Annotated in this window: 10 protein-coding genes; 6 read left to right on the forward strand and 4 right to left on the reverse strand. The window is 72.5% G+C overall.

Translation table 11 applies throughout. The features are described from left to right. Positions 1 to 18 precede the first annotated feature (18 nt). The 5 genes from infB to ACYU7L_RS15140 all read left to right on the forward strand — a co-directional run bounded on the left by infB (position 19) and on the right by ACYU7L_RS15140 (position 6,553). Positions 19 to 2,985: a translation initiation factor IF-2 gene (gene infB, locus ACYU7L_RS15120; protein WP_460798145.1), complete on the forward strand. Its 2,967-nt coding sequence runs from the start codon at positions 19 to 21 to the stop codon at positions 2,983 to 2,985. A gap of 152 nt (positions 2,986 to 3,137) precedes the next feature. Continuing rightward, the gene (gene rbfA, locus ACYU7L_RS15125) at positions 3,138 to 3,623 is read left to right on the forward strand and encodes a 30S ribosome-binding factor RbfA (protein WP_460798149.1); all 486 of its coding nucleotides are present in this window, start codon (positions 3,138 to 3,140) and stop codon (positions 3,621 to 3,623) included. Continuing rightward, positions 3,620 to 4,519 (forward strand): tRNA pseudouridine(55) synthase TruB, encoded by a 900-nt coding sequence (gene truB, locus ACYU7L_RS15130; RefSeq protein WP_460798152.1) that lies wholly within the window; start codon positions 3,620 to 3,622, stop codon positions 4,517 to 4,519. The genes rbfA and truB overlap by 4 nt, the downstream gene beginning before the upstream one ends. A gap of 82 nt (positions 4,520 to 4,601) precedes the next feature. Then, a complete protein-coding gene (locus ACYU7L_RS15135; protein ID WP_460798823.1) occupies positions 4,602 to 5,540 on the forward strand; it encodes a bifunctional riboflavin kinase/FAD synthetase in 939 nt (312 codons plus the stop codon). Then, entirely contained in the window at positions 5,537 to 6,553 is a 1,017-nt protein-coding gene (locus tag ACYU7L_RS15140) for a hypothetical protein (protein ID WP_460798155.1), read from the forward strand. The genes ACYU7L_RS15135 and ACYU7L_RS15140 overlap by 4 nt, the downstream gene beginning before the upstream one ends. Before the next feature lie 49 nt (positions 6,554 to 6,602). Here the strand turns inward: ACYU7L_RS15140 and ACYU7L_RS15145 are convergent, their stop codons facing one another. The 4 genes from ACYU7L_RS15145 to ACYU7L_RS15160 all read right to left on the reverse strand — a co-directional run bounded on the left by ACYU7L_RS15145 (position 6,603) and on the right by ACYU7L_RS15160 (position 10,795). Next, positions 6,603 to 6,860 (reverse strand): HPr family phosphocarrier protein, encoded by a 258-nt coding sequence (locus ACYU7L_RS15145; protein ID WP_460798159.1) that lies wholly within the window; start codon positions 6,858 to 6,860, stop codon positions 6,603 to 6,605. A gap of 97 nt (positions 6,861 to 6,957) precedes the next feature. Then, positions 6,958 to 9,060 (reverse strand): PTS fructose transporter subunit IIABC, encoded by a 2,103-nt coding sequence (locus ACYU7L_RS15150; RefSeq protein ID WP_460798162.1) that lies wholly within the window; start codon positions 9,058 to 9,060, stop codon positions 6,958 to 6,960. After that, positions 9,057 to 10,031 carry a 1-phosphofructokinase family hexose kinase gene (locus tag ACYU7L_RS15155; protein WP_460798165.1) on the reverse strand — a complete coding sequence of 325 codons (975 nt, stop codon included), beginning with the start codon at positions 10,029 to 10,031 and terminating at the stop codon, positions 9,057 to 9,059. Before ACYU7L_RS15155 ends, ACYU7L_RS15150 begins: the two co-directional genes overlap by 4 nt. Beyond that, on the reverse strand, positions 10,028 to 10,795 hold the full coding sequence (locus ACYU7L_RS15160; RefSeq protein ID WP_460798167.1) for a DeoR/GlpR family DNA-binding transcription regulator: 768 nt from the start codon (positions 10,793 to 10,795) through the stop codon (positions 10,028 to 10,030). Before ACYU7L_RS15160 ends, ACYU7L_RS15155 begins: the two co-directional genes overlap by 4 nt. 100 nt (positions 10,796 to 10,895) lie before the next feature. On the opposite strand from ACYU7L_RS15160, the gene ptsP reads away from it, so the two are divergent. Then, entirely contained in the window at positions 10,896 to 12,593 is a 1,698-nt protein-coding gene (gene ptsP / locus ACYU7L_RS15165; protein ID WP_460798169.1) for a phosphoenolpyruvate--protein phosphotransferase, read from the forward strand. Positions 12,594 to 12,599 lie beyond the last annotated feature (6 nt).

Below are 12,599 nucleotides of genomic sequence, written 5' to 3' on the forward strand. Positions count from 1 at the left end.
CGGGCCAGAAGGAGCAGCGTGGCTAAGACCCGAGTCCACGAACTCGCCAAAGAGTTCGGTGTCGAGAGCAAGTTCGTTCTCGAGAAGCTCAAGGAGATGGGGGAGTTCGTCAAGTCGGCATCGTCGACGGTCGAGCCCCCGGTCGAGATGCGTTTCAAGAAGCAGTTCGGCGAGCAGTTGAAGACTGCGGCGCCGGCCCAGGCAGCCGACCAGGCCGCCCCCGGTACGGCCGCCCCCAAGGCGCCCGGCACCCCCGGTCCGCGCCCCGGCCCCAAGCGGGCCGCGGCTTCCCCCGCGGCTCCTGCCGCAGCCGAGGCTCCCGCCGCCCCCGAGGCGTCCGCACCTGCCGAGGCTCCTGCAGCCGAGGCCCCCGCGCCCGTCGCTGCTGAGGCACCCGCACCCGTCGAGGCTCCTGCCGCTCCCGAAGCGCAGCCCTCCACCGGCGCTGCGCGTCCGGGCCCCAAGCCCGGTCCGCGCGCCCCCTCCGCACCCGAGCCCGAGGCTGCACCGGAGGCCCCTGCGGCCCCCGCCGCCCCGGCCGCTCGGGCAGGCGGCCCGACGCCGAAGGCGCCTGCGCCCAAGTCGCCGGCTCCTCGTCCGGTGGGCCGTCCCGGCTCCCCGCGTCCGGGGAACAACCCGTTCTCGCCCAGCCAGGGCATGGGACGTCGTCCGTCCGCACCGCGTGACGGTGGAGCCCCCGCCGGTCCCGGCGCTCCCGCAGGCGCGCCCAGTGGCGGTGCCAGTGGGGACCAGCGTCCGCCGCGTCCCCCGTCGGCCCGTGACGGCGGCGCCCCCGGGCGTCCCGGCATGCCGCGCCCCAACCCGGCGATGATGCCGAAGTCCCCGGCCGCCTTCGGTGGCGGCCCCGGTGGTCGTCCCAGTGGCCCCGGCGGCGGTCCCGGTCGCCCCGGCGCCCCCGCTCGCGGCGGTGCCGGTCGTCCCGGTGCTCCCGGTCGCGGTGGCGCTCCCGGTGGCGGTCCCGGTGGGCCCGGCGGCTTCGCCGGTCGTCCCGGCGGTGGCGGTCGTCCCGGTGGCGGTCGTCCCGGCCAGCGCGGGACCACGCAGGGCGCCTTCGGTCGCCCCGGCGGTCCGTCGCGTCGCGGTCGCAAGTCGAAGCGCGCCCGTCGTCAGGAGTTCGAGGCCATGCAGGCGCCCACCATCGGTGGTGTGCGCGTCCGCAAGGGCAACGGCGAGACCGTGCGTCTGGCCCGCGGCTCCTCGCTGACCGACTTCGCCGAGAAGATCGGCGTCGACGCGGCAGCGCTCGTGCAGATGCTGTTCGGCCTCGGCGAGATGGTCACCGCGACCGAGTCGGTCAACGACGAGACGTTCGAGCTGCTCGGCGAGGAGCTCAACTACGTCGTCGTGGTGATCTCGCCCGAGGACGAGGACCGCGAGCTGCTGGAGTCCTTCGACCTCGAGTTCGGTGAGGACGAGGGTGACGAGTCCGACCTGTCCGCGCGTCCTCCGGTCGTCACGGTCATGGGTCACGTCGACCACGGAAAGACCAGGCTCCTCGACGCCCTGCGCAGCGCCAACGTGGCGGCGAAGGAGGCCGGTGGCATCACTCAGCACATCGGTGCCTACCAGGTCGCCACCGAGGTCGACGGCGACGAGCGTCTGATCACCTTCATCGACACCCCGGGTCACGAGGCCTTCACCTCGATGCGTGCTCGTGGTGCGCAGGCGACCGACATCGCGGTCCTGGTGGTCGCGGCCGACGACGGCGTCATGCCGCAGACGATCGAGGCGCTCAACCACGCCAAGGCCGCCGGCGTCCCGATCGTGGTCGCGGTCAACAAGATCGACAAGCCCGACTCCGACCCGACCAAGGTGCGCGGTCAGCTGACCGAGTACGGCCTGGTCCCCGAGGAGTACGGCGGCGACACGATGTTCGTCGACGTCTCCGCGAAGTCCGAGCTCAACCTCGACAAGCTCCTCGAGGCGATCGTGCTCACCGCTGACGCGTCCCTGGACCTGCGGGCCAACCCCAACCAGGACGCTCAGGGTCTGGTCATCGAGGCGCACCTCGACCGCGGTCGCGGTCCGGTCGCCACGATCCTGGTCCAGCGCGGCACGCTGCGCGTCGGTCAGTCCGTCGTCGCCGGGCCTGCCTATGGACGAGTCCGGGCGATGCTCGACGAGCACGGCGAGAACATCACCGAGGCCGACCCGTCGCGCCCCGCGATGGTCCTGGGTCTCACCGCTGTTCCGGGTGCGGGCCAGAACTTCATCGTCGTCGACGACGACCGCATGGCCCGCCAGATCGCCGAGAAGCGCGAGTCGCGTGAGCGGGCGGCCATGCAGGCCAAGCGTCGCGTGCGTCGTACGCTCGAGGACTTCATGGCCTCCATGGAGAAGGGCGAGACGCAGGAGCTCAACCTGATCCTCAAGGGCGATGTGTCCGGCTCGGTCGAGGCCCTCGAGGACTCGCTGGCCCAGATCGACGTCGGCGAAGAGGTCAGCCTCCGCGTCATCGACCGCGGTGTCGGTGCGATCACCGAGACCAACGTCGACCTCGCCGCCGCCTCCGACGCCATCATCATCGGCTTCAACGTCCGGCCCCAGGGCAAGGCGAGCCAGATGGCCGACAAGGAAGGTGTCGAGATCCGCTACTACTCGGTCATCTACCAGGCGATCGAGGAGATCGAGGCGGCGCTCAAGGGCATGCTCAAGCCGGAGTACGAAGAGGCGGTGCTCGGCCAGGCCGAGATCCGCAACATCTTCCGCTCCAGCAAGATCGGCAACATCGCCGGCTGCATGGTCACCTCCGGCTCCATCCGGCGCAACGCCAAGGCGCGTGTGCTCCGCGACGGTGCCGTGGTGGCCGACAACCTCGACCTGGCCTCGCTCAAGCGGGAGAAGGACGACGCGTCGGAGGTCCGCGAGGGCTTCGAGTGCGGTCTGGTGCTGAAGAACTACCAGAACATCCAGATCGGGGATGTCGTGGAGTCCTTCGAGATGCGCGAGATCCCGCGCAGCTGATCCACCCAGTCGGCCGGGCGTCCCTTCACGGGGGCGCCCGGCCGTTTCGTGCACAGCCGTTCTGTGCACAGCCGTTCCACGCATAATGGCGGGGCGTGACCACGCGCCTCGCATCACGTTCGAAGCCAACTGGTTCGAAGCAGGGAGAAGTCATGGCCAGCCCACGCGTGCGCAAGATCGCGGACCGGATCCAGGTGATCGTCGCCGAGATGCTCGAGCGGCGGATCAAGGACCCGCGCCTCGGATTCGTCACGGTGACCGACGTCCGGCTCACCGGCGACAGCCAGCACGCCACGGTCTACTACACCGTGCTCGGCGAGGCCGACGAGATCACGGCCAGCGGTGCCGCCCTGGAGTCGGCCAAGGGTGTGCTGCGCGCCGAGGTCGGCAAGCAGCTCGGGATGCGCACCGTCCCCACCCTCACCTTCGTCCACGACGCGCTGCCCGAGAACGCTCGTCAGATCGAGGACCTGCTCGCCAAGGTGCGGGAGTCCGACGCTGCCGTGGCTGCTGCCCGAGAGGGAGCCCAGCCCGCAGGCGAGGCCGACCCCTACCGGAAGCCCCACGAGGAGAACGTCCTCGAGGACGAGGACGAGTCCGGGACGTCCGCGGTGTCCGAGGACGCGCGCGAGGCGTGAGCGACCAGCCGCCGGCCGGGCTCGTCGTCGTCGACAAGCCCAGCGCGATGACCTCGCACGACGTCGTCTCGCGGGTGCGCCGTCTCGCCGGCACTCGCAAGGTCGGCCATGCGGGGACCCTCGACCCGATGGCCACCGGCGTGCTGGTGCTGGGCGTCAACCGGGCGACCCGCCTGCTCGGCCACCTGATGCTGACGGAGAAGGGCTACGCCGCGACGATCCGGCTCGGCGTCAGCACCGTCACCGACGACGCCGAGGGCGACGTGCTGGCGACCACCCCGGCCGAGCACATCAGCGACGAGCAGATCACACAGGCGCTCCAGGTCTTCGTCGGCGACATCGAGCAGGTGCCCACCGCCGTCTCCGCGATCAAGGTCGACGGCAAGCGCGCCTACCAGCGCGTGCGCGAGGGGGAGCAGGTCGAGCTGAAGGCCCGGCCGGTCACCGTGCACGAGCTCACCGCCGGGGAGCCGCGCCGCGGGGACGGCGTCATCGACGTCGACGTCGACCTGCGCTGCTCCAGCGGCACCTACGTCCGCGCGATCGCACGCGACCTGGGTGCAGCACTCGGGGTCGGCGGGCACCTGACGGCGCTGCGGCGCACCGCGGTCGGCGGGTTCGACCTCGACGTGGCCCGGAGCCTCGAGCAGCTGGCCGAGGAGTTCACGATGGTCCCGATCGCCGAGGCTGCGCGCGCCAGCTTCGCGTCGTACGACCTGAGTGCGGAGCAGGCTGCGGACGTCCGCTTCGGTCGGGCCCTGGACCTCGCCCTTCCCGGCCAGGAGAGCGGTGAGCAGACGGGTCCGCCGACGGCGCTCTTCGACCCGACGGGGGAGTTCCTGGCCCTCTACGAGCAGCGTGGGCCGCAGGCCCGGGCCGTGGCAGTCTTCGTCTGAGGGAGACTCGGTGCCCGCCCCCACGGTTGCTGTGAAAGGCTGACCCGCGATGATGCAGCAGCACAGGAAGGCCGGTGAGCCCATGCGCGTCTGGCGCTCCATCGACCAGGTCCCGGCCGATCTCGGTCGCACCGTGGTCACCATCGGCAACTTCGACGGTGTCCACCTCGGCCACCAGCACGTCGTACGGCGTGCGCGCGAGGTCGCCGACCAGCGTGGCGTCGAGCGGGTGGTCGCCGTGACCTTCGATCCGCACCCCATCGCGGTGCTGCGTCCTGAGCACGCACCTCCCACGCTCACCACGATCGAGACCCGTCTGGACCTGCTGGGCCGGGCCGGGGTGGACGACGCCCTCGTCGTGCCCTTCGACCGGGAGATCGCCAACTGGGCCCCCGAGGAGTTCATCGCGCGGATCCTCGTCGAGGCGCTGCACGCCCGGGTGGTCGTGGTCGGGGCGAACTTCCGCTACGGCAAGCGGGCCGCCGGAGACGTGGCCCTGCTCAGCAGGGTCGGCGAGACGAGCGACTTCGAGGCCGAGGGGATCGCGCTCGACGGCGGACCGCAGGTCTGGTCCTCGACCTACGTGCGCAACTGCCTGGCAGCCGGCGACGTCGAGGGCGCGGCCGAGGCGCTGGGGCGCAACTTCACCGTTCGGGGGACCGTGGTGCGCGGCGACCGGCGCGGTCGCGAGCTCGGCTATCCCACCGCCAACGTGCCCACCAGCGGGATGGCCGCGGCCCCCGCCGACGGTGTCTACGCCGGTTGGCTGCGGCGCCTCGACACCCAGGAGGTGCTGCCGGCCGCGATCAGCGTCGGCACCAACCCCACGTTCGACGGGGAGCGTGAGCGCCGGGTGGAGTCGTATGTGCTCGACCGCACGGACCTCGAGCTATACGGCGTGGAGGTCGAGGTCTCCTTCGTGGCCCGGCTGCGTGGCATGGTCCGGTTCGCGGACGTGGCGGCGCTCGTCGAGCGGATGCGCGACGACGTGGACCGGGCGAGAGAGATCCTCGGGTCGTGAGCGCACCCGTCGCCGACGCCGACCCGCTGCGGGCGACGGAGGCGTGGTTCCTGCGCAACGGCCTGCCCTACTTCGTCCCGAGCGAGCGGGCGGCGGCCCGAGCCGCGCTGCACCCGCGTCGCACGCTGCCGCTGGTGGTGCTGGTCGGGCTGCTGGCCGCCGGCGCCGGCTGGGCGCTCGCGTGGGTGTCCGACGACCTGGCCTTCGCGCCGGCGACGCTGGTCTCGATCGGTGCGGTCGCGGCCGCCTTCTACGGGCTCACCGCGCTGCGGGCACGACCCCTCCTGGGCTGGGCCCTGGCGCGGACGATGTCCAGCCTGCGGATGCTGCTGCCGATGGTGACCCGGGCACTCCCGCTGCTGCTGCTGTTCGTGACGTTCCTGTTCATCAACGCCGAGGTCTGGGAGGTCGCGGCCAGCTGGAACGGAGGCGTCCTGTGGCTGACCGTGCTGCTCTTCGCGCTGATGGGGGCGGGGTTCCTGCTGGGCCGGCTTCCTGAGGAGGTGGACCGCACCGACGACTCCGTGGACGACAAGCTCCTGCTGGCGGCGTGCGCCGGAACCCCGCTGGAGGACGCGGCCCGCGAGCTGGTGGCGGACCCCGACAGCGACCCGGCGGCGTACGCGACGATCACCGGCTTTGAGCGCTGGAACCTGATCCTCGTGCTGATGATCGTCCAGGCCGTGCAGGTCCTGTTGCTGGTGCTGTCCGTGTTCGTGTTCCTGATGCTGTTCGGCTCGCTCGCGATGACCGACGAGGTCGTCCTGGGTTGGGCCCAGCAGAAGGCGGGCGACGTCGCCCAGCTGCCGGGGCTGCCGAACACCTCGCTCCCGCTGCTCAAGGTGGCGACCTTCCTGTCAGCGTTCTCCGGCCTCTACTTCACGGTGTCGGCGCTGACCGACGAGACCTACCGCGGCCAGTTCTTCTCCGGCGTCCTGCGAGAGATGGAGCGCGCCGTGGGCGTGCGGGCCGTCTATCGGGCCCTGCGCGCACGCAGCGGGCAGAGCCTCTGACGTCTGGGCTCCGAGGCACTGCCCGCTGCTCGCGCTGGTGGGGGTGAGGTCAGGCGTCGAGGTCCTGCTCGACCATCGCCGCGATCTTGTCGACCGCAGCCTGGTCGTCGCCCGACACCTCGACCTCGGCGCCGTTGCCGGCACCCAGGGTCATGATCATCAGGGCCGAGCTGGCGTCGACCGGGTCGCCACCGGGCAGCGAGATGAAGACGTCGGAGCCGAGCTCCCCGGCGGCCTCGGAGATGAGAGCGGCGGGACGGGCATGCAGGCCGACGGCCGATCCGACGATGACGGTCTTGCTGGGCATGTGAGCTCCTCGAGTGGTCGGGCTGTGTGGTGGTGCGAGCGGTGGGACGGGGTCGGTGCGAGACGGGTCAGTTCGAGACGGGTCAGTTCGAGAGGGGTCAGTTCGAGAGGGGTGCGGTCGCCGCGAGCTCGGCGATCTCGGCGGGTGAGCGGCCGATGCTCTTGAGCGCGATCACGGCGAAGGCAGCGACCAGGACGCCGGCGACCAGGGCGATCAGGAAGCCGAGCACGTTGCCGACGGCGAAGAGCACGAAGATGCCGCCGTGCGGGGCGCGCAGCGAGACGTCGAGTGCCTGGGACAGGCCACCGGTGACGGCGCTGCCGGCCATGATCGCGGGGATCACCCGCAGCGGGTCGGCGGCTGCGAACGGGATCGCGCCCTCGCTGATGAAGGAGGCCCCCATCAGCCAGGCCGCCTTGCCGTTCTCGCGCTCGGCCGGGGTGAACAGGCCGCGGCGCAGGACGGTGGCCAGGGCCATGGCCAGCGGGGGCACCATGCCGGCGAGCATGACCGCGGCCATGATCTTCAGCTCGGGGGCGTCCGCGGCGGTGGCCGCGGCGCCGAGGCCGGCGGTGGCGAAGCCGTAGGCCGTCTTGTTGAGCGGGCCGCCCATGTCGAAGGCCATCATCAGGCCGAGGACGACACCGAGGACGATCGCCGAGCCGCCGCTCATCGAGTTCAGGCCGTCGGAGAGAGCCTCGGTGAGAGCGCTGAGCGGCTCACCGAGCACAGCGAGCATCACGAAGCCGGAGATGAGGGTGGCACCCAGCGGGATCACCAGCACCGGCATCAGCCCTCGGGCCCAGGCCGGGACCTTCCACGACGAGATCCAGTGGGCCACGAAGCCCGCGAGCACGCCGCCCACCAGGCCGCCGAGGAAGCCGGAGTTGAGGGTGTCGGTGGCGATCCAGCCCATCACGAAGCCGGGGGCGATGCCGGGCCGGTCCGCCATCGCGTAGGCGATGTAGCCGGCCAGCGCCGGGACCAGGAACGCGAACGCCGCCTGCCCGAGCACCAGCATCAGTGCGCCCAGATAGGTCAGCAGGGGGCCACGGACCAGCTCGGACTGGTCGAGGTCGTACGCCGCGGGGTCGGGGAGGTCGACGAGCGTGGAGTTGGTGACGATGTGCTGCCCGACGTTGACCGACTCGCCGTCGAAGGTGCCGCCGAACGCGATCGCGTAGCCGCCGAAGAGGAACCCGAGCGCGATCAGCAGACCTCCGGCCGCGACGAACGGGATCATGTAGGAGACGCCGGTCATCAGCACCCGGCGGACCTGGCCGCCCCAGGACTCGCCCGCGGTCGATGCGGCGGACTCGTCGGCGGCGCCCTCGACGCGGGCCGCCTGGGGGCTCGTGGCGGCCTCGAGGGCCTCGGCGATCATCAGGTCCGCCTCGTCGATCGGACGCTTCACGCTGGACTTCACCAGCGGCAGGCCCGCGAACCGGCCGGCGTCGCGCACACCGACGTCCACGGCGAAGATCGCCGCGCTCGCACCGGCGATGACGTCGGGCGCCAAGGGCTTGGCGCCCGCCGACCCCTGGGTCTCGATCGCGATGTCGACGCCGGCGCGCTCGGCGGCCTCCTCCAGGGCCTGGGCGGCCATGTAGGTGTGCGCGATGCCGGTGGGGCAGGCGGTGATCGCGACGAGGCGCGGGCGTTCGGTCGGACTCGCCCCAGAGGTGTCCCCGGCGGTCGGCGCTGCCGCCGCGGGCGGCGCATCTGGCGTGGAGTCCGCGGCCGCTCCCTGGTCCGGGAAGATCCCCGAGACGATCGCCACGACCTCCTCGGCGGTGCCGGCCGCGCGCAGGGCGCTGGTGAAGTCGGGCTTCACCAGCGCGCGCGCCAGCTGGGTGAGCAGTTGCAGATGCGTCGCGTCGCCCCCCATCGGGGCGGCGATCAGGAAGGCGATGTCCGCCGGGCCGTCCTTGGCGCCGAAGTCGACCGGAGGGCTCAGCCGGACGAACGCCAGGGTCGGGGTGTCGACGCCGTCGGTGCGGCAGTGTGGGATGGCGATCCCACCGGGCAGGCCAGTGGAGGAGGTCGCCTCACGGGCGAGCGCGTCCTCGACGAGCTGGGACGGGTCGGTGGCGCGACCGGCGTCCTGGACGATCTGGGCCAGTGCCCGGATGGCGTCGTGCTTGTCGCTGCCGAGGTCGGCGTCGAGCCGCACCAGGTCGGTGGTCAGTAAGGGGTTCACGGAAGGGCTCCAGGGGCTGCGGGGGTGAGGTCGAGCGTTCGGACGTGGACGAGCTCGGGGTGGACGTGCGTGGGGTCGGGGATGCCGGTGCCGGGGAGGCTGGCGGCGGCGCTGCCGTAGGCCACGGCGAGGGCGAGCCGCTCGGCCGGGGGCAGCGCCCGGACATCGCCGAGCAGGTAGCCGAAGAGGCTGGCGTCGCCGGCGCCGACCGTGCTGGCCAGCTCGATCGGCGGGGGAGTGGCCTGCCAGACGCCGTCGGCGCGGACGAGTACGGCGCCCTGGGCGCCGAGCGTGACGAGCACCGACCGGACGCCGCGCTCCACGAGGACCAGTGCGGCGCGGGCCGCTGCCCGGGGGTCGTTCTCGAGGGACTCCACGGCATCGCCGGTCAGCGAGGCCAGCTCCTCGGCGTTGGGCTTCATCAGATGGGGGGCGGCGGTCGTCAGCCCGGCGACGACCGCGGCGAGCGGCTCCTCGCTGGTGTCGACGGCGACCTTCGCCGGCCCCGGGACGAGCGCGGCGACGAGCTCGGCGTACCAGCCGGCAGGGGCGCCGGGCGGCAGCGAGCCGGCCAGGACCACCCAGTCGGCGCCGTCGGCGCGCCGCAGCACTCCCTCGCGAAGCCGGTCCAGAGACTCGGGGGTGGCGACGGAGCCGGGGCTGTTGAGCTTCGTGGTGGTGCCGTCGGGCTCGGTGATCGTGAGGTTGACCCGCACCGGACCGGTGGGCTCCTCGGGGCGGCAGTCGACCCCGACTCCGAGCAGCTCGATGACATAGGGGTCGTCCTTGTGGGCGGGGAGGACGGCGACCGACGGGATTCCCGCCGCCACGGCAGCACGGGAGATGTTGACCCCCTTGCCGCCGGACTGCGCGATCCCCGCCGCGATACGCAGGACGCTGCCACGCTCGAGCGGGCCGGCGAGGTCGACCGTGCGGTCCACGCTCGGGTTAGGGGTGAGGGTGACGATCACGCGATCACCACCTCGACACCGGCCTCCTCGAGCGCGGCGCGGTCCGACGCCGAGATGCCCTCGTCGGTGACCAGGACGTCGACGTCCGAGATCTCGGCGAAGCGCAGGGTCCGCTCCTGACCGATCTTGGCGGAGTCGGCGAGGACCACGACCCGCTGGGCGGAGGCGACCATCGCCCGCTTGGCCGCGGCCTCGGCGTCGTCGGGGGTCGAGAGGCCGTGGGCCACCGAGATGCCGTTGGTGCCCAGGACCGCGACGTCGGCGCGGATCCGGCCCAGGGCCTCGATGGTCTCGGCGCCGACCGCGGCCTGCGTGGTCGCCCGGACCCGCCCGGGGAGGAGATGGAGCTCGATGTTCGGCTGGCTGGCCAGCCGCGCGGCCACGGGCACGGCGTGGGTGAAGACCGTGAGCTGGCGCTCGCGGGGGAGCAGTGCGGCGAAGCGGCCGGTGGTGCTCCCCGCATCGATGAGCACGGTGGAGGCGGCGCCGGGCAGCAGCTCGATGGCGGCAGCCGCGATCCGCTCCTTGGCCTCGGGGTTGGCGGCGTCGCGGTCGCTGAGCGCGACCTCGATGACCGTGAAGGTGTCCGCGGGCACCGCCCCGCCGTGCACGCGCCGCAGGAGGTTCAGCCGCTCCAGCGCGGAGAGGTCACGGCGTACCGTCTCCGTCGTGACGTCGAACTCCTGCGACAGGTCGGCGACCGACACCCGCCCCTGACGGGTGACGAGCTCGACCATCGCCTGCTGGCGCTCCTCGGCGTACATCCGACCTCCAGTTCCTCAGATCAACCGTTCGATCTGTGTTTATGTTGTTTTATCCCCCGTTTGTGTTGACTGTCAAGAGCGATGCGGGTTTCATGGAGACATGACCAGCCAGACAGACAGCAGCCGCCAACTCCTCCAGGGCACCCCGGTCGTCCCTGGGGTCGTCGTCGGTCCCGCCGTGCATGTGGTCGCCGTCGTGTCGCCCGAGCTGGTCGCCGCGTTCGGCACCGGGGGCCTCGAGGACGCGGAGCAGGCACTCGCGGCGTACGACGCGGCCGCCGTGGCCGTCGCGGAGGGCTTCACGCGCAAGGCCGCCTCGGTCTCGGGTGCGGCCGCCGAGGTGCTCACCGCCAGCGCCGGTCTCACCCGCGACAAGGGGCTGCGGGCGGCCGTGCGCCAGCAGCTGACCGGGGGAGAGGTCGACGTGCTGGCGGCGCTCACGGCGGCCGTCGAGCAGTTCGCGGCGATCTTCGCCGGCATGGGCGGGCTGATGGCCGAGCGCGTCACCGACCTGCGCGACATCGAGCGCCGCCTCGTGGCGCATCTGGTGGGCGCCCCCGAGCCGGGGGTCCCCGCGCCCGACCAGCCCTCGGTGCTGGTCGCCACCGACCTGGCGCCCTCCGACACCGCCGGCCTGGACCCCTCCCGGGTCCTCGCACTGGTGACCGAGCGGGGCGGCTCCACCAGCCACACCGCGATCATCGCGCGCCAGCTGGGCATCCCCTGCGTGGTCGGCTGCTCGGGCGCGCTGACGATCGCGGAGGGGACCCAGGTCCTCGTCGACGGCACGAGCGGGACCGTCGAGCCGTCGCCGGACCCCACGGACGCGGCCCGCCGGGTCGAGGCCGATGGCGAGCTGCGGGCACAGCTGGACTCCTGGACCGGGCCGGCCGTCACCGCGGACGGGTCCGCCGTCGAGCTGCTGGCCAACGTCGCGGACGCCGAGTCGGCACGCGCTGCCGCCCAGGGCCCGGTGGAGGGCGTCGGGCTCTTCCGCACCGAGCTGAGCTTCCTCGACCGCCGGGAGGAGCCGACCGTCGAGGAGCAGGCCGAGATCTATGCCGAGGTGCTCGCGCCGTTCGCCGGCGCGGGCCGCCACGTCGTCGTCCGCACGCTCGACGCGGGCTCGGACAAGCCGATCGCGTTCGCCACCCACGAGGGGGAGGAGAACCCCGCCCTCGGCGTGCGGGGGCTGCGCCTGGCCTTCGACAACCCCGGTCTGCTGGAGCGCCAGCTGGCCGGCATCGCGCTGGCCGCCGAGCGCACCGCAGTCGACACGTGGGTGATGGCGCCGATGGTCGCCACGCTCGCCGAGGCGACCGACTTCGCCGGGAAGGTCCACGCGCATGGCCTCAGGGCCGGTGTCATGGTCGAGGTCCCCAGCGCCGCCCTCCTCGCCCACAAGATGCTGGACGTCGTCGACTTCCTCTCGATCGGCACCAACGACCTGACGCAGTACACGATGGCCGCCGACCGGATGGCGACCGACCTGGCGCACCTCACGGACGCCTGGCAGCCAGCGGTGCTGCAGCTGATCGCGATCACGGCGGCTGCCGGCCGCGAGGCGGGCAAGCCCGTGGGGGTGTGTGGCGAGGCTGCCGCCGACCCGCTGCTGGCCTGCGCCCTGGTCGGCATGGGCGTCACGTCGCTGTCCATGGCCTCCGCAGCCGTCCGGCCGGTCGGTGCCCGGCTGTCCTCGGTCACCGCGGCCGCCTGCCAGGAGGCCGCCGAGGGCGCCCTGTCCGCGGACGACCCGCTGGCGGCCCGGGCCGCCGTGCGCGACGCGCTCGGGATCTGAGCGCCC

The sequence above is a fragment of the Nocardioides pacificus genome (genome assembly GCF_054775955.1).

Coding starts and splice junctions, on each gene's coding strand:
- rbfA (WP_460798149.1), top strand. CDS start 3,138: ATGGCCAGCCCACGCGTGCGCAAGATCGCGGACCGGATCCAGGTGATC.
- ACYU7L_RS15135 (WP_460798823.1), top strand. CDS start 4,602: ATGCGCGTCTGGCGCTCCATCGACCAGGTCCCGGCCGATCTCGGTCGC.
- ACYU7L_RS15145 (WP_460798159.1), bottom strand. CDS start 6,860: ATGCCCAGCAAGACCGTCATCGTCGGATCGGCCGTCGGCCTGCATGCC.
- ACYU7L_RS15160 (WP_460798167.1), bottom strand. CDS start 10,795: ATGTACGCCGAGGAGCGCCAGCAGGCGATGGTCGAGCTCGTCACCCGT.
- ptsP (WP_460798169.1), top strand. CDS start 10,896: ATGACCAGCCAGACAGACAGCAGCCGCCAACTCCTCCAGGGCACCCCG.